14 protein-coding genes and 1 riboswitch are annotated in these 15,747 nt (G+C 74.1%); of the genes, 7 read left to right on the top strand and 7 right to left on the bottom strand.

Annotation, left to right across the window (positions count from 1 at the left end):
- Positions 1-106 precede the first annotated feature (106 nt).
- From ACW14Y_RS08465 to ACW14Y_RS08455, 3 genes are all read left to right on the top strand, one after another.
- Complete coding sequence (locus ACW14Y_RS08465) at positions 107-1,048, top strand: pseudouridine synthase (RefSeq protein WP_380310472.1); 942 nt, start codon at positions 107-109, stop codon at positions 1,046-1,048.
- 155 nt (positions 1,049-1,203) lie between these two features.
- On the top strand, positions 1,204-2,946 hold the full coding sequence (locus ACW14Y_RS08460; protein ID WP_380443627.1) for an MFS transporter: 1,743 nt from the start codon (positions 1,204-1,206) through the stop codon (positions 2,944-2,946).
- Positions 2,943-3,446 (top strand): MarR family winged helix-turn-helix transcriptional regulator, encoded by a 504-nt coding sequence (locus tag ACW14Y_RS08455; protein WP_402722204.1) that lies wholly within the window; start codon positions 2,943-2,945, stop codon positions 3,444-3,446. The genes ACW14Y_RS08460 and ACW14Y_RS08455 overlap by 4 nt, the downstream gene beginning before the upstream one ends.
- Positions 3,447-3,492: 46 nt before the next feature.
- Here the strand turns inward: ACW14Y_RS08455 and ACW14Y_RS08450 are convergent, their stop codons facing one another.
- From ACW14Y_RS08450 to ACW14Y_RS08435, 4 genes are all read right to left on the bottom strand, one after another.
- On the bottom strand, positions 3,493-7,221 hold the full coding sequence (locus ACW14Y_RS08450; protein ID WP_380310466.1) for a SpoIIE family protein phosphatase: 3,729 nt from the start codon (positions 7,219-7,221) through the stop codon (positions 3,493-3,495).
- 207 nt (positions 7,222-7,428) lie between these two features.
- Positions 7,429-7,794 (bottom strand): hypothetical protein, encoded by a 366-nt coding sequence (locus tag ACW14Y_RS08445; RefSeq protein WP_456986392.1) that lies wholly within the window; start codon positions 7,792-7,794, stop codon positions 7,429-7,431.
- Between the two features lie 180 nt (positions 7,795-7,974).
- On the bottom strand, positions 7,975-9,048 hold the full coding sequence (locus tag ACW14Y_RS08440; protein ID WP_456986391.1) for a serine hydrolase domain-containing protein: 1,074 nt from the start codon (positions 9,046-9,048) through the stop codon (positions 7,975-7,977).
- 108 nt (positions 9,049-9,156) lie between these two features.
- On the bottom strand, positions 9,157-10,074 hold the full coding sequence (locus ACW14Y_RS08435) for a glycoside hydrolase family 19 protein (protein ID WP_380310460.1): 918 nt from the start codon (positions 10,072-10,074) through the stop codon (positions 9,157-9,159).
- 284 nt (positions 10,075-10,358) lie between these two features.
- Here ACW14Y_RS08435 and ACW14Y_RS08430 point away from each other — a divergent pair, with 284 nt between their 5' ends.
- Positions 10,359-11,132, top strand: a complete 774-nt coding sequence (locus ACW14Y_RS08430; protein ID WP_380310458.1) for a GntR family transcriptional regulator — start codon at positions 10,359-10,361, stop codon at positions 11,130-11,132.
- 150 nt (positions 11,133-11,282) lie between these two features.
- Positions 11,283-12,920: an alkaline phosphatase family protein gene (locus ACW14Y_RS08425; protein ID WP_402722200.1), complete on the top strand. Its 1,638-nt coding sequence runs from the start codon at positions 11,283-11,285 to the stop codon at positions 12,918-12,920.
- A 54-nt stretch (positions 12,921-12,974) separates the two neighbouring features.
- Here the strand turns inward: ACW14Y_RS08425 and ACW14Y_RS08420 are convergent, their stop codons facing one another.
- Positions 12,975-13,388 (bottom strand): HIT family protein, encoded by a 414-nt coding sequence (locus ACW14Y_RS08420; RefSeq protein ID WP_380443638.1) that lies wholly within the window; start codon positions 13,386-13,388, stop codon positions 12,975-12,977.
- A gap of 149 nt (positions 13,389-13,537) precedes the next feature.
- Between ACW14Y_RS08420 and ACW14Y_RS08415 the strand changes: the two genes are divergently transcribed.
- On the top strand, positions 13,538-13,735 hold the full coding sequence (locus ACW14Y_RS08415) for a YegP family protein (protein WP_266275859.1): 198 nt from the start codon (positions 13,538-13,540) through the stop codon (positions 13,733-13,735).
- A gap of 97 nt (positions 13,736-13,832) precedes the next feature.
- Here ACW14Y_RS08415 and ACW14Y_RS08410 read toward each other — a convergent pair whose 3' ends face one another.
- Positions 13,833-14,528, bottom strand: coding sequence for an MSMEG_1061 family FMN-dependent PPOX-type flavoprotein (locus ACW14Y_RS08410; RefSeq protein WP_456986390.1), 696 nt, complete (start codon positions 14,526-14,528; stop codon positions 13,833-13,835).
- Between the two features lie 128 nt (positions 14,529-14,656).
- Here ACW14Y_RS08410 and ACW14Y_RS08405 point away from each other — a divergent pair, with 128 nt between their 5' ends.
- The gene (locus ACW14Y_RS08405; protein ID WP_380311127.1) at positions 14,657-14,962 is read left to right on the top strand and encodes an antibiotic biosynthesis monooxygenase family protein; all 306 of its coding nucleotides are present in this window, start codon (positions 14,657-14,659) and stop codon (positions 14,960-14,962) included.
- 59 nt (positions 14,963-15,021) lie between these two features.
- Here ACW14Y_RS08405 and ACW14Y_RS08400 read toward each other — a convergent pair whose 3' ends face one another.
- Positions 15,022-15,270 carry an SCO4226 family nickel-binding protein gene (locus ACW14Y_RS08400; protein ID WP_093863121.1) on the bottom strand — a complete coding sequence of 83 codons (249 nt, stop codon included), beginning with the start codon at positions 15,268-15,270 and terminating at the stop codon, positions 15,022-15,024.
- Positions 15,271-15,527: 257 nt separating this feature from the next.
- A riboswitch (FMN riboswitch) is annotated at positions 15,528-15,655 on the top strand.
- Positions 15,656-15,747: the final 92 nt, after the last annotated feature.

The following is a 15,747-nucleotide window of genomic DNA, read 5'->3' as shown; positions in this document are numbered from 1 at the left end:
TCCGTCGGCCGGCCGGCCGGTCAGCAAGCCGGCCCGCCGCCGTCCGCCCGCTGCCCGCCGTCCGCCGTCCGTGCGGGGTCCGCGACGAACTAGGCTGGCGGGCGCGATGAGACGTAGGAGCGCGGCCCCGACCTCCCCCCTGCCGCAGCGGCAGGGGGTCGATCCGGTGCATCTGCGGCTGCCGGTGACCGGCGGGCCGTGGGGGACCGTGCGGGAGTACCTGGGGGAGCGGCTGCCCGCGGTGGCGGCGGAGCGGGTGGACGGGCTGCTGCGGGCCGGGGAGGTGGTCGGCGAGGACGGCCGGTCCGTCGGTCCGGCCGACCCGTTCCGGCCGGGCGCCCACCTGTGGTTCTACCGGGAGCTGCCGGCCGAGGTGCCGGTCCCGTTCGAGCTGGCGGTGCTGCACCGGGACGAGCACCTGGTGGTGGTCGACAAGCCGCACTTCCTGGCCACCACCCCGCGCGGGCGGCACGTCGTGGAGACGGCGCTGAGCCGGCTGCGGCACACGCTGGACCTGCCCGCGCTGAGCCCGGCGCACCGGCTGGACCGGTTGACGGCGGGGCTGGCGATGTTCGTGGTGCGGCCGCAGGACCGGGGCGCCTACCAGTCGCTGTTCCGGGACCGGCTGGTCCGCAAGGAGTACCGGGCGGTGGCGGCCTACGACCCGGCGGTGGAGCTGCCGCGCACCGTGCGCAGCCACATCGTGAAGGAGCGCGGGGTGATCGCCGCCCAGGAGCTGGACGCGCCGCCGAACAGCGAGAGCCGGATCGGGCTGCTGGAGCGGCGCGGCGGGCTCGGCCACTACCTGCTGCGGCCGTCCACCGGCCGCACGCACCAGCTGCGGCTGCACATGAGCGGTCTCGGCCTGCCGATCCTGGGCGACCCGGTGTACCCGGTGGTGCTGCCGGAGCCGGCCCCGGACGACTTCCGGCGGCCGCTGCAGCTGCTCTCGGCCGCGATGGAGTTCACCGACCCGTTGACCGGCCGGCCGTGCCGCTTCGAGAGCCGCCGGACCCTGGCGGCCTGGTCGGACCCGGAGTCCTGGTAGCCGCACGTCTTCCGTCCGCACCGTCCGTCCCTACCGTCCGCCCGGGTCCGCCCGGGCCCCTTCTCCCACCGCCCCGGACGGAGTAATTTAGTTGACCTCAGCTAAATACTTCCGGGCCCGGCCGGGGCCCGGCCCATCCGGGGGAGGACGGGGCGATGGACGTGGACACGGACCACCCGCGCTACAAATGGGTGGCGCTCTCCAACACCACGCTGGGCATGCTGATCGCCACGATCAACTCCTCGATCGTGCTGATCTCCCTGCCCGCGATCTTCAACGGCATCCACCTGGACCCGCTCCGCCCCGGCAACGTCGGCTACCTGCTGTGGATGCTGATGGGCTACATGCTGGTCACGGCGGTGCTCGTGGTCACCCTCGGACGGCTCGGCGACATCTGGGGCCGGGTGCGGATCTACAACGCCGGCTTCCTGATCTTCACCCTCACCTCGGTCGTGCTCTCCCTCGACCCCCTCCAGGGCGGGGGCGGCGCGCTCTGGCTGATCGGCTGGCGCGTGGTGCAGGCGGTCGGCGGCGCCATGCTGATGGCGAACTCCGCCGCGATCATCACCGACGCCTTCCCCGCCCGGCAGCGCGGCATGGCCCTGGGCGTCAACATGGTCGCCGCGATCGCCGGCTCCTTCGTCGGGCTCGTCCTCGGCGGACTGCTCGCCGAGTGGAACTGGCGCTCCATCTTCTGGGTGAACGTGCCGATCGGCGTGATCGGCACCGTCTGGGCCTACCGCTCGCTGCGCGAGACCGGCGTCCGCCGCCCGGGCCGCATCGACTGGTGGGGCAACATCACCTTCGCCGTCGGCCTGACCGCCCTGCTCGCCGCGATCACCTACGGCATCCAGCCCTACGGCGGGCACACCATGGGCTGGACCGATCCGTGGGTCCTGGCCGGGCTGCTCGGCGGCACCGCCGTGCTCGGCGTGTTCTGCGCGGTCGAGCGCCGGGTCGCCGAACCCATGTTCCCGCTGCGGCTCTTCCGCGACCCGGTGTTCACCGGCGGCAACCTCGCCACCCTGCTGGGCTCGGTCGCCCGGGGCGGCCTCCAGTTCATGCTGATCGTCTGGCTCCAGGGCATCTGGCTGCCGCTGCACGGGTACGACTACGCCGACACCCCGCTGTGGGCGGGCATCTACCTGGTTCCGCTCACCGTGGGCTTCCTCGCCGCCGGGCCGGTCGCCGGGTACCTGTCCGACCGGTTCGGGGCCAGGCTGTTCGCCGCGGGCGGTCTGCTGGTGATGGCGGCGTCCTTCGCCGGACTGCTCGCCCTGCCCACCGACTTCGGGTACCCGGCGTTCGCGCTGCTGGTCTTCCTCAACGGCCTCGGCGGCGGTCTGTTCGCCGCGCCCAACACCGCCCTGGTGATGTCCAGCGTGCCCGCCGCGGACCGGGGCGCCGCCTCCGGCATGCGGGCCACCTTCCAGAACGCCGGCATGGTGCTCTCGATCGGCGTCTTCTTCTCGCTCATGGTCGCCGGCCTGGCCGGTTCCCTGCCGCAGACCCTCTCCGCCGGGCTCACCGCCCAGGGGGTGCCCGCCGCGGACGCCCACGCCGTCGCCCAACTGCCCCCGGTCGGCACGCTGTTCGCGGCCTTCCTGGGCTACAACCCGGTCCGCGAACTGCTCGGCCCGCAGGTCCTCGCCCAGGTGCCCGCCGACAACGCCGGGACGCTCACCGGCCGGGAGTTCTTCCCCCACCTGATCTCCGGCCCGTTCCACGACGGCCTGGTGGTGGTGTTCTCGCTGGCCATCGCGATGTCGCTGGTCGCCGCCGCCGCCTCGCTGCTGCGCGGGCGCGCCGGCCGGTCGGCGGCCGGGACGGGGAGTGGTGGCGGAGGCGGTGGCGGCGCGGGGAAGGCCCGCGCGACGACCGGGGGAGCGCGCTCGTGAACACCCCTGAACCGCAGGACCCCGGCGCCCCGGACGCCGTTGCCCCGAACCCCGGGGAAGCGGACGCCGGTGCCCTGGACGCGGCGGCCGTCGCCCGGCTGCGGCTGGTGATCGCCCGGCTGCACCGCAGGCTCGCCCAGTCCTCGGCCGGCCAGGAGTTCACCTTCGCCCAGCAGTCCGCGATCGCCAGGATCGAACAGCACGGACCCCTGCGGCTCGGCGAACTCGCCGCCCTGGAGGGGGTGTCGGCGCCCTCCATGACCCGCACCGTCGGCCCGCTGGTGACGGCAGGGGTGGTCGAACGGCTCCCCGACCCCACGGACGGCCGCTCCTTCCTGGTGGCCATCGCCCCGGCCGGGGCCGACCTGCTCGCGGGCATCCGCCGCCAGCGCTCCGAGCATCTCGCCCGCCGGGCGGAGGCCCTCGCCCCGGACGAACAGGCCCTGCTGCTCGCCGCCCTGCCGGTGCTGGAACACCTGCTGGCCGCCGACGACACCTGACGCCCCCGGCGGGGCGGGCCGCGCCCCGGCCCGTCCCGCCGGGGACTCAGCGCTCCGACAGCCCCGGCGGCAGCTCCAGTTCGAACCACACCACCTTTCCGTCCGGCGTCTGCCGGGTGCCCCACCGGTGGGCCAGCTCGTTCACCAGGTGGATGCCGCGCCCGCCCTCGTCCTCCTCGTCGGCGCGCCGCATCCGGGGCGCGCCGGCGTCCCGGTCGGCCACCTCCACGGTCAGCGTGCGGTTGCACAGCAGCCGCAGCCGGGTGGGCGAACCCGCGTGCACCAGCGCGTTGGTGATCAGCTCGCTGGTCAGCAGCTCCGCCCAGTCGGCCAGCGGCGCCAGCCCCCAGTCGGTCAGCGTCTCCCGGGTGAACCGGCGCGAGTGGGCCACCATCGCGTGGTCGTCGTCGAGCGGAAGGGTGGCGATCCGGTCCGAACCGGTCGCCCGGGCCTGCGCCATGATGATCGCGATGTCGTCCTCGCTGCTGCGGCCGGTGAGTTCGGACAGCACCGCGTCGCAGGTCTGCTCCAGCGAGCCGCTCCGGTCCGCGATGGTGCGGCACAGCAGCTCCAGCCCCTCGTCGAGGTCGCGGCCGCGCCGTTCGACCAGGCCGTCGGTGTACAGGGCCAGCAGACCCTCCTCCGGGAGGGTGAACCCGACGCTCTCGAACGGGACTCCGCCGACCCCGAGCGGCGCGCCGGGCGGCAGTTCGAGCAGTCGGGCGTTCCCCTCGGTGTCGGCCACCACCGGCGGCAGGTGGCCCGCGCAGGAGGCGGTGCAGGTGCGGTCGACGGGGTCGTACACCACACAGACACAGGTGGCGAACTGGCCCTCGCCGATCGCTGTAGTGGCCTCGTCCAGCCGCTGCAGCACCCGGTCGGGCGCCAGCTCAAGAGTGATCAACGTCCGTGCCACGGTGCGCAGTTGCCCCATGGTCGCGGCCGCCCTGATGCCGTGCCCCATGACGTCGCCGACCACCAGCGCGACCCGGCCGGAGGAGAGCGGGACGACGTCGAACCAGTCCCCGCCGACCTCGCTCACCACACTGCTCGGCAGATAGCGGTAGGCGATCTCCAGCCCCAGCGTGCGGTGGATCTCCTGCGGCAGCAGGCTGCGCTGGAGGGTGAGCGCCGTCTCCCGCTCCCGCCGGTACAGCCGGCCGTTGTCGATCGCCAGCGCGGTGCGCCCGACCAGTTCCTCGGCCAGCGCGCGGTCCGCCGGGCCGAACGACAGCGGATTGCGGGTACGGATGAACTCCGCGCCGCCCAGCACCAGTCCGCGCGCCATCAACGGCACCATCAGGTACGAGTGCACACCCGCGTCCAGGCCCGGCTTCACCCGGTCCTCGGAGGCGACGATCCGGCGCAGCGCCGCCTCGTCGACCTCCGACACCAGGATGGACCGCCCGGTGCGCAGGCTCTCCGCGTACACCTTGGCCGACTGCGAGGTCTCGCCGACCGCGTCGGCCGCGTCCGACATGACACCCTCGGCGTCCACCTCGCCGACCGCCACCGCCCGCATCAGCACCGAGCCGTCCGGCGGCACGGGCGCCGGGTCCTCGCCGCCGAGCACCGCCTCGCGCAGGTCGACGGTGACGAAGTCGGCGAACCGGGGGATCACCACCTCGATCAACTCGTGGGCGGTGCGGTGGAGATCCAGGGTGGTGCCGATCCGGTTGGACGCCTCGTTGAGCAGCGACAGCCGCTGCTGCGCGGCCCACGCCTCGTCGAGCGCGCGCTGCCGGGCGGCCGCCGCGTCCCGCTCCCGGGTGAACAGCAGCGCGTTGTCGATCGAGACGGCCGCCCGCACCGCCAACTCCCCGGCCAGCGCCAGGTCGTCGTCCTCGTAGGGGCGTTCCACCACCGTCCGGTAGAACGCCGCGACGCCGACCGGCGAACCGCGCGCGATCAGCGGCACCACCATGAACGAGCTGACCCGCTGCTCGTGCACCGCCGCGGCGCGCACCGGATCGTCGCGGAACCAGGCCATCCCGGCCTCGTCCATCCGCGGGACCAGCACCGGGCGGCGGTGGCGGAGCGCCCAGGCGTACGGGGAGGAGGCCGGGAACCGGTGCACCCCGCCGCTGCGGTCGATCGGCCGCAGGGTTGAGCGGTCCGCCGAATGGAAGGCCATCCGCCGCAGCAGCGCCGAGCCGTCGCCGGACGGCCGGGCCTCGCGCTCGCCGCGCACCAGGTCGTCCAGCACCTCGACCACCACCGTGTCGGCCAGCCGGGGGGTCGCCACGGCGGCCAGCTCCTCGGCGGTCTGGGCGAGGTCGAGGGTGGTGCCGATCCGGGCGGAGGCCACGTTGACCAGCGCGAGGCGCTCCTGCGCGGCCTTCGCCTCGCGCAGGGCCTGCTGGCGGGCGAGCACGATCTGGTGCTGGCGCAGGTAGAGCCGGGCGTTGTCGATGGCGACGGCGGCCCGGGAGGCCAGCTCGTCACCGAGCGTGATGTCCGCCTCGGCGAAGGACTCCCGTTCGCCGCGCCGGGAGTAGACGATCATGCCGAGGGTGGTGCCGCGGGCCACCAGCGGGGTGATCCGCACCGAACGCGGACGGTCGCCGAGGAACGCCTGCCGGCGGCTCTCGGTGATCGCGTCGCTCAGCGGCGGCAGTTCCCAGGACGGCACCACCACCGTCCGCCCGGTGGCCAGCGCCCGCGCGTACGGGGTGTCGGGGGTCACCTCGTACACGGTGTCGACCGGCAGCGCCTCGGCCGGGTACAGCGGATCGGAGGTCGCCAGGGCCAGCCGGCGCACGTGCTGCGGCGCGGCCGGGTCCAGCGGCTCGACGTTGCGGCCGGCCGCCAGCGCCTCCAGGGCGAAGACGCCGCTGATGTCGGCCACCTTGGGCACCATGGCGTCGGCCAGCTCCCGGGCGGTCTGCCGCAGGTCCAGGGTGGTGCCGATGGAGGCGGTGGCCTCGACCAGCAGGGCGAGCCGCTCCTGGGCGCGGGCGGCGCGGGCGTCGGCCCGGAAGCGCTCGGTGATGTCGATGATGGTCGAACTCACGCCGAGCACCCGCCCGCCCGGCTCCTCCAGCCGGAAGTAGGAGGCGGACCAGGCGTGGTCGTGGGTCGGGTCGCCCGGGGTGCGGCCGTGCGAGCGGGCGTCCACCACCGGTTCGCCGGTCTCCAGCACCCGGCGCATCACGGCCTCGCTCTCCGCGCCGTTGATCCCGGGCAGCAGCTCGGTCAGCCGGTGCCCGAGGTGCCGCGCCACCGGCAGCCCGTTGACCCGGGCCAGGGCCTCGTTGATCCGCACGAAGGCGAGCTGGGCGTCGTAGACGGCCATCCCGACCGGGGACTGCGAGAAGAAGCCGTCCAGCACCGCCAGGTCCGCCTGGATCCGGCGCAGCGTGGTCACGTCCGAGGCCACCGCGAGCACCAGGGGACTGCCGGCGGGACCGGCGATCGGATGGGTGCGGAACTCCAGGTTGACGTGGTGCCCTTCCCGGTGGCGCACCGGGAACACCCCGGACCAGCCGCTGCCGTCCAGGATCCGCTGGAACAGCTCCAGCACCTCCGGCCGGTCCTCCTCCGAGGCCAGCAACTGCGCGGCCCGCGCGCCGATCGCCTCCTTCGCGGAGTACCCCAGCAGGGCCTCGGCATCGCTGCTCCAGTGCAGGATCCGGCCGTCGGCCTCGATCAGCGCGGTGGCGATCGGCACCATCAGCAGCGCGTCCGGCCCCTCGGCCGGTTCAGGCCGCGGCACACCGCCGGACGGCACCCGCCCGGGCCCGCCCGCCTCGTGCTCACGACGCTCGTTCACCATGCTCGGTCACCATGGCCAGCACCGCCCGGAGGTCGTCCCCATCAGCCCTGCCATCCTCCCACGCCCCCCACCGACCCCGCACGACACGCCTGCTGCGAGCAGTGTCGGCACGGGCGGGATCCGCGTTCCGGACGGGCCGGGAAGAGGTTCGTCGCTCCCGTGCTCGTGGGCCGCTGCGCCGGCGACCACCGGTCTTCGGCCGCCACCTCAAGGAGCGGCGGTCGGTACCTGCGGCGGCGGCGGGTTCGTTCCCCGGACGACCTGCCAGCCGGTTCCTCGGGTCGAGCTCGTGAGGTGTCGGACTCCGGCACCCCGGAGGGTCACGAGCGCGGTGTGGACCGGGTCGAGTTCCTCGACGGGTCGGCGGTAGGCGAGGATCTGCGTCAGCTCCAGATCGACGGCCGCTCTCGAATCGCGGATCCGGTCGAAGCGGGCGCCGAGGCGAACGGGGCCGACCATGCAGCGCACGGTTGCGGTGGCCTCGGTCGGCGTCACGGTGGTGACCTGATCGATCGCGATCTCCACCTCGACCACCTCGACCACCCGGTCGACCGGGTCGAACGGCCCGGTCATGCCGCCGCCTGCGCGGGGTCGACCGGGGCGCCGTTCGGGTGGATGCCGCGTCCGCCCGGGTACCGGCGGCCGGCTTCCGGGACGGACGTGGGCTGCGGATCCGGACAGCCGGGATCGGACTTCACGGTCCGGTCCTCCGGTCGGTCGGTGCGGAACTCGGTTCTCCCTGCTCGGGCCACGCTACTGGCCCGGGGCGGTGGCGAGGGTGGTCTGGAGGGTGCGGAGGAGGCGGACGGCGGGGGTGTCGACGGAGCGGCGGGTGTTGGCGAGGACGATGACGCCGACCTGGCGTTCGGGGTCGAAGGCGACGAAGGAGCGGTAGCCGCCGGTGCCGCCGTTGTGCCAGATCTGGAGGTGGCCGCCCTGGCGGGCGTGCAGGCGGTGGCCGAGCCAGCCGAGGTGCATCCAGGCGACCGGGTTGACCCGGTGCCGGACCTCGCGGGTGAGGGCGATCGCGGGCCCGAGCGGCGTCTCCGCGGTGTCGACGGCCAGTTGGGCGCGGAGGAGGACCGCCAGGTCGGCCGCGGTGGAGCGGAGTCCGCCCGCGCCGGCGAGGTCGGCGAGGTGCCAGGCCGGGACGGGCCGTCCGCCGGGGGTGTGGCCGGGGGCGAGGCGTGCGGTCTGCTCCGGGGAGGGCTCCAGGACGGTGTCCGCCAGCCCGAGCGGCTCGCAGACCTCCCGCCGCACGAGCTCCCCGTAGCCGACGCCGGCCCGGTGGGCCAGGGCGAGGCCGAGCAGTCCGGCGCCGAGGTTGGAGTAGCGGAAGCTGCGGCCGGGGGTGGCCCGGAGCCTGGTCCGGCCGAGGCCGGCCAGCAGGGTCTCGGCGGTGCAGTGCGCGTACGGGTCGGGCTTGTTGGGGCTGAGGAGGGAGGACAGCAGCATGCCCGCGGGCAGCCTCGGCAGGCCGGAGGTGTGGGTGGCGAGGTGCCGCAGCGCGAGCGGTTCCGTGCCCTTGGCCGGGACGGTGGCGCCGGCCGGGAGGGCGTCGGCGAGGACCTCGGCGAGCGGGTCGTCGAGGGTGACGGTGCCCGCCAGCGTCAGCCGGGCGAGCGCGAGCGAGGTGAAGACCTTGGTCACCGAGCCGATCTCGAAGAGGGTGTCGGGGCCGGGGGGACCGCCGGCGGCCCCCGGGCCGGTGCGTCCGGCGCCGCGGATCTCCACCGTGCCGCGGGCGAGACCGGCGACCACCGCGCCGACCTGTTGGCCGGCGAGGCGGTCGGCGGTCTGCTGGACGAGGCTGCCAAGATCGTTCATGCGTCCGAGCCTAGGAGGGGCGGGACGGCGGTCGCGTCCACCGCGGCGACGATTTCGGCACCCGCCGCTCGTCCCCGGGAGGTACGGTCCCGCCGCCCCGTCGGTCCGTCAGCAGCTCAGGTTGTTGCCGGGGACGGTGCCGAGCAGCTGGGTGAAGCGCTGGTAGGCGTTGATCCGGCTCTGCACCTGCGCGGGGTTGCCGCCGTTGCACTCCAGCGAGCCGTTGATGCTGCGGATGGTCTCGCCGAAGCCCGCGCCGTTGACCATGGCGTTGTGGGGGGTCATGGTGCCCGGGCCGTTCTGGGTGTTCCAGTACCAGAGCGCGGTCTTCCAGGCCACGGCCGGGTCGGTCTGCACCAGGTTGGGGTTGTGCAGCAGGTCGATGCCGAGGGCGTCACCGGCGGCCTTGTAGTTGAAGTTCCAGCTCAGCTGGATCGGCCCGCGCCCGTAGTAGGCGGCCTGTCCGGCCGGGCAGCCGTAGGGCTGGGAAGTGTCGCAGTAGTGCGGGTAGTTGGCGGTGTTCTGCTCCACCACGTAGACCAGCGCGCCGGTTTCGTGGTTGACGTTGGCGAGGAACGCCGCGGCCTCCTGCTTGCGGACGGTGTCGGTGCCGGTCGCGGCGAACGCGGGGTACGCGGAGAGGGCGTCGATCAGGCCCTGGTAGGTGTAGAAGGGGTTCCGGTTCGGGAACATCTGGTTGAACTGCGCCTGGCTGACCGGGAATCCGCCCGGGTTCACGGTGCCCGTGGGGGTGGGCGTGCCGGTCGGGTCCGGGCCGGTGCCGCAGCCGCCCTGGTCGGACCAGACGCCCGAACCGCCGGTGCTGGGCGGCTCGTTCTGGGTCCACCACTTGGCGAGCCAGTTGTGGCCGTTGTACGAGACGGCGGCCCCGCCGGTGTAGACGGCGGAGGAGTTCCAGGGCGTCGCGCAGACGGCGGCGCTGGCGTTGGCGGCGGGCAGCAGCAGGATCACCGCGAGCGCCGTGAGGACGGCGGACAGCAGTGCGAGCAGGCGTTTCGTGGACACTTGATCACCCCTTGTGCGGTGGGGGCCGCACGGTCGTGGAGGACGGGACGTCGGGGCAGGGGAGCCGGGGCCCCGCGGTGGGGGGCGCGTCGTGGGGGACGGGCCGACCGGGGTGCGGGCCGGGTGCGGGGCTGTCCCAGACTCAAGCGGAGTGGTCTATACCTGTCAAGGGGGTCGGGGCGAATTGCCCGAAAAGGGGCCGGGGGAGGGCGGCCCGAGGGGCGGGCCGGCGGCGCCCCGACGGCCTGTCATGGCCCGGCCGCCGGGTCTGGGAGGATGTCCGGGTGGATCAGACCCCCGACGCCGACGCCCGGTCGGGCCCCGGCGCACCGATCAGGTCGGGCATTCCGGAGCACGGCCGGGTGCCCAAGTACTACGCCGTCAAGGGCCAGCTGGAGGCGCTGCTCGACGAGCTCGGCGAGGGGGGCGTGCTGCCGACCGAGCGCGAGCTCGCCGCCCGCTTCGAGGTGGCCCGGGAGACCCTGCGCCAGGCCCTGCGCGAACTGCTGATCCAGGGCCGGGTCCGGCGGCGCGGCCGCAGCACGGTGGTGGCCGGCCCCAAGCTGGAGCAGCCGCTCTCGCTGGCCAGTTACACCGAGGGCGTGCGGCGCCAGGGCCGGGTGCCGGGCCGGACCCTGATCGGGCTCGAACGGCTGGGCGCCGACCCCCAGCTGGCCGGGCAGTTGAGGATCGGCCCCGGGGATCCGGTCTGGCACCTGGAGCGGGTGCTGCTCGCGGACGGCGAGCGGGTGGGCCTGGAGAGCACCTATCTGGCGGTCGGGCGGGTGCCGGGGCTGGAGGAGGAGTTCGACCCCGGGTCCTCGCTGTACGCGTACCTCGGGGAGAAGGTCGGCATCTCCTTCGGCGCCGCCGACGAGCGGATCGAGACCGTGCTGGCGACCCCGCGCGAGGCGCTGCTGATCGGCACCCCGCCCGCGCTGCCGATGCTGCTGCTGCACCGTCTGACCAGGGATTCCGCCGACCGTCCGGTGGAGCGGGTCCGCTCGCTCTACCGGGGCGACCGCTTCAGTTTCACCACCAGGCTCGAAGCGGACTGACCTTCCCCCGGCTCCCTTCGCGGGCCCTTCATGATCACAGAAAGATAACGGGTCTGGACCGAATTCGGGCGTTGTTCACACCCGGGTCGGAAATCCGGCGACCCCCGGCCATCCGCTGCTCCGACCGTAGTCACCGCCCCGTTCCGCGCCATGACGACGCATCAGGAGGACGACGTGGACCCCCGGATCCCCGCCGCGCAGCAGACCCACGCCACCCCGCAGAGCACCACCGCCCGGCCCGACGCCACCCCCGGCCTGTCCCGCCGCGGCCTGCTCCTCGGCGCCGCCGCGGCACTCGCCGCCGGCCCGCTGGCCGCCACCGCCGCCCACGCGGCCACCGCCACCACCCCCGCGACCGCCCCCGCGACCCGCGCGGCCGGAGCCACCGCCGCCGCGGCCCGCACCCCCAAGGTCCTGGTCATCGGCCTGGACGGCGCCATGCTCACCCGCATCAAGGACTCCGGCGCCCCGAACCTCGCCGCCCTGATGGCCGGCGGCCTCACCGCCGCCAGCAGCCTCTACACCAGCCCGATGGCCGGCACCTCCTCCGGCCCCGGCTGGTCCACCATCGCCACCGGCGTCTGGCCGGACAAGCACAACGTCCGCGACAACAACTTCACCGCCCCCGCCTTCGCCGCCTACCCCGACTTCCTGACCCGGGTCGAGACGGCGAACCCGGCGCTCTCCACCTACGTGGTGGCGTCCTGGGCGCCGATCGCCGACACCATCTACTCCGGCCGGGTCGACACCCGGGTCGCCACCCCGTCCGCCGAGTACGACACCGGCACCACCGCCCGCGCCGTCGCCCGGCTGCGCGACGGCAACCCCGACGCGGTCTTCGTCCAGCTCGACAACGTCGACCACGCCGGCCACAGCAGCGGCTCCGCCAGCCAGGCCTACCTGGACGCGATCCGGGGCGTGGACGCCCAGGTCGGCCAGATCCTCACCGCCGTCCGCGGCCGGGCCGGCTACGCCCAGGAGGACTGGCTGGTGATGGTCACCGCCGACCACGGCCACACCCCCACCGGCGGCCACGGCGGCTCCACCTGGGAGGAGCGGCAGACCTTCCTGATCGCCAACGGCTCGGCGTTCCCGGCCGGTTCGGTCCGTTTCGACGTGCGGATGGTCGACATCGCACCCACCGCCCTGGCCCACCTCGGCATCACCGCCGACCCCGCCTGGGGCCTCGACGGCACCCCGGTGCCGGCCCTGGTCCCGGACGACTTCGACGCGCTGCGCCCGCAGCTCACCGGCCGGGTCGACGAGACCGGCATCCCCGCCGGCGTCCTCGGCTTCACCCGCACCGCGCCGGCCGGCTGGTCCGTCGACAACTCGGCGATGGGCACCGGCGGGGTCACCGAGTGGCGCGGCTGGTCGTTCACCACCGACGAGTTCTGGACCAAGGCGCAGCGCGACCAGAACCGCGAGCTCAACGTCCGCTCCCGCAACGTCTTCGCCGTCGCCGACTCCGACGAGTGGGCCGACAAGACCTTCCAGGGGAACTACGACTCCACCCTGGTCAGCCCCGAGTACCCGGTGGCGGGCCGGAGCAGCGTCCCGGTCGCCTTCACCACCTTCTACCGGCCGGAGGGCGCCCAGACCGCCCGGGTGCTCGCGGTCTGGGACGGCGGCACGCCGGTCGAGGTGAAGAGCTACACCGCCGACACCAACGGCCGCCAGCGGCTGGACCTGGCCGTCCCGGCGGGCGCGAGCCGGTTGCGGCTGCGCTTCCGGTACACCGGCAGCAACAACTGGTACTGGGTGGTCGACAACGTCCGGGTCGGCTGAGCCGGCGGGCCGGACCTGAAGCAGGAGGGCCGGACCTGAGCCGCCCGGCCGGGCTCAGGGGGCGAGCGCGGCGCGCAGCCGCTCGGCGACCAGCGCCGCGTCCGCCTCGTCGGAGTACGCCCGGCGCGGCCAGAAGAAGCCGCGCAGCCCGTCCTTCGGGTTGCGCGGCACCACATGGACGTGCAGGTGCGGCACCGACTGGCTGACCCGGTTGTTCGCCGCGACGAAGGTCCCCGCCGCTCCCATCCCGAGCTCCACCGCCGCGGCCACCCGCCGCACCCGCAGGAAGAACGGGCCCACCGCCGCCGGCGGCAGGTCCGTGAGGGTGGGGTGGTGGTCGCGCGGGACCACCAGCACATGGCCGGGGAAGAGCGGCCGGCGGTCCAGGAAGGCCACCGCCGCCTCGTCGTCCAGCACCCGGTGCGCGGGCTCCGTGCCGGCGACCACCGCGCAGAAGACGCAGTCCATCCGTCCATTCAACCGGCCCCGGGCCGCCCCGGCACGCGCTCCGGCCCCGGTCACCCGTCCGGACCCCGAGCGGGTGCGGGGCGGCGGCGGCCGGGCGCACCGTGCAGGTGGGGCGCGCGGCGCGTCCCGTCGACGAGGAGGTGGCCCGGATGGCGGGCAAGTTCGAGGTGTACGAGGACGCCGGCGGCAAGTTCCGGTTCCGGCTCAAGGCGGGCAACGGCGAGATCGTCGCCACCGGCCAGGGCTACGCGAGCAAGGACGCCGCCCACAAGGGCGTGGAGGCCGTCCAGCGGGCGGCGAGCGGGGCGAGCGTGGTGGACGTCGCCAAGTCCGGGGCCGCGGCCTGACCCCGGCGGTCCGTGCGGGGCCGGTCGGGGCGGCACGAGAGCCCCGGCCGGCCCCGCACCGTCGTTCCCGGCCCCGGTCTCGCCGTTGCTCGTAGCGTCACTCGTAGCGGTAGAGCAGCGCCTCCCGCTCGTTCTGCTCGATCGCCTCGACGGTCAGCGACGGGTCCGCCAGGTGCGAGAGCGTGACCTCGGCCGAACTCGGCTGGGCGTCCTTGCCGAGCCAGTTCTCCGGCTTCCACGCCGAGGCGCGCACGAACGCCTTCGGGCAGTGCGCGAACACCTCCTCGACGGCGACCACGATCGCGCTGCGCGGCGGCTTGCCGACCGCCGTCAGCTGCTCCAGCAGCCGGGGATCGGTGGAGACGCAGGCCCGCCCGTTGACCCGCAGGGTGGTGTCCCGGCCCGGCACGACGAACAGCAGCCCGATCCGGCCGGTCCCGACGATGTTGTGCAGGGTGTCCAGCCGCTTGTTGCCGGTCGCGTCCGGGATCGCCAGGGTGAACTCGTCGAGCACCGACACGAGCCCGGCCGGGCCGCCGCGCGGGGACACGTCGCAGCGCCCCTCGGCGTCCGTGCTGGCCAGGAGGACCAGCGAGGAGCAGGCGATCAACTGCCGGGCGACCTCGTGGATGCGGTCCACCTGCTTGCGGCGCGCGTGGTCCCCGGGCTGCTCGTAGACCTCCCGCAGCCCGGCCGCGTCACGCACGGAGGTGGCGGCGAGAGCCTCGAACAGGCCGGAAGGCCGTTCCGGCCCGGCTGTTGACGGAACAACGGACTCCGGTGTGCTGGTCATACCGATCAACGTAGTCGAGCCCCTTCCGGAGCGGCCGTCCGCCGTCGGGAAATCCCGCCCGAACCCCTCGCCACCAGCGTTTTCGCGTCGATAATGGGGCCAGGACGCTTTCGGGGCAGGTGGTCGCCGTGATCATCAGAATCTGGGCCGGGCAGGTCATGGCCGGGCACATCGAGGAGTTCTGCGAGGTACTGATCAGCAAGGTGCTCCCACAGCTCGGGCGCACCGACGGCTGCCTCGGCGGCGAGCTGTTGCGCTCCGTCACCGAGGACGGGCACCGGGTGCTCGTGGTCAGCCGCTGGCGCGACGAGGCGGCGCTGCTCGGCTACGCGGGGCCGATGTGGCGGATCCGGCCGGTCTGGTCGGAGGGCGAACTGCGCTACCTGGCCCACCCGCCGGAGGTCAGCCACTTCACACCGGTCCCGGCGCCCTGAGCCGCCGCGGCCCGGGCGGTCCGGACTCCGCCGGACGGCCCCGGAACGGTCGGACGATCTCAGACGATCAGCGGCACGGGGTGCACCTCGGCCGCCGGATGCCCGGTGCGCTCGTGGATCCGCTGCACGGCCTCCTTCGACGGGGCCTCGGACAGGCAGTAGACGTGGCCCGACTCCGGATCGGCCCAGGCCTGCTCGAAGGTCACGCCCTCCTCGGCCTGGATCGCCAGGTCCGCCTGGTGCGCCATCCGCAACTGTTCCTCGGTGATGCCGGCCATCCCGTGGTGGACGTCCATGAACTTGGCCATAGCTCCCGCACCTCCCGCGGTCGCCCGCGACGGCGCGTGCCGCCGCCCCGGTACCACCAGCCTGCGCCCGACGCACCCCGGACCGCCACCGGACGCCCAGGGCCGCCGCCGGAGGCGCCCCCGGACAGGCGGCGCACCCCCTCCGGAGACCCGCGCGGTCCATTCCCCGGCACCGAGTGAAAGAGGCCACAGTGGACACCTCTCCCTTGCTCCGCGCGGATCATGGCAGAATGACGGCAGAATCAGCAGTGACGTTCAGCGCACTCCGGGGTCGGTGAAAATCCGAACCGGCGGTTACAGTCCGCGACCCGTCCGCAGCCAGCGGCCGGTTGACCAGGTGAAATTCCTGGACCGACGGTTAAAGTCCGGATGGGAGGCGTGCGCGGCGGACGAGTGAGCAGGGCCCGTGGTCCCCCGGTGGACCTCGGGAGGCGGTGTGCGGCGACGGACGGGGTTCCCCCTCGTTCCGGCGCCCGG

It is taken from the genome of Kitasatospora sp. cg17-2 (genome assembly GCF_054031055.1).
The sequence above is the reverse complement of the archived record's forward strand: the minus strand, read 5'-3'. Positions and strand labels throughout refer to the sequence as shown.

What these genes read in the sequence shown, in the direction of transcription:
- ACW14Y_RS08465 (WP_380310472.1), top strand. Translation starts at nt 107, where the DNA reads ATGAGACGTAGGAGCGCGGCCCCGACCTCCCCCCTGCCGCAGCGGCAG.
- ACW14Y_RS08460 (WP_380443627.1), top strand. Translation starts at nt 1,204, where the DNA reads ATGGACGTGGACACGGACCACCCGCGCTACAAATGGGTGGCGCTCTCC.
- ACW14Y_RS08450 (WP_380310466.1), bottom strand. Translation starts at nt 7,221, where the DNA reads ATGGTGAACGAGCGTCGTGAGCACGAGGCGGGCGGGCCCGGGCGGGTG.
- ACW14Y_RS08445 (WP_456986392.1), bottom strand. Translation starts at nt 7,794, where the DNA reads ATGACCGGGCCGTTCGACCCGGTCGACCGGGTGGTCGAGGTGGTCGAG.
- ACW14Y_RS08440 (WP_456986391.1), bottom strand. Translation starts at nt 9,048, where the DNA reads ATGAACGATCTTGGCAGCCTCGTCCAGCAGACCGCCGACCGCCTCGCC.
- ACW14Y_RS08425 (WP_402722200.1), top strand. Translation starts at nt 11,283, where the DNA reads ATGACGACGCATCAGGAGGACGACGTGGACCCCCGGATCCCCGCCGCG.
- ACW14Y_RS08420 (WP_380443638.1), bottom strand. Translation starts at nt 13,388, where the DNA reads ATGGACTGCGTCTTCTGCGCGGTGGTCGCCGGCACGGAGCCCGCGCAC.
- ACW14Y_RS08415 (WP_266275859.1), top strand. Translation starts at nt 13,538, where the DNA reads ATGGCGGGCAAGTTCGAGGTGTACGAGGACGCCGGCGGCAAGTTCCGG.
- ACW14Y_RS08410 (WP_456986390.1), bottom strand. Translation starts at nt 14,528, where the DNA reads ATGACCAGCACACCGGAGTCCGTTGTTCCGTCAACAGCCGGGCCGGAA.
- ACW14Y_RS08400 (WP_093863121.1), bottom strand. Translation starts at nt 15,270, where the DNA reads ATGGCCAAGTTCATGGACGTCCACCACGGGATGGCCGGCATCACCGAG.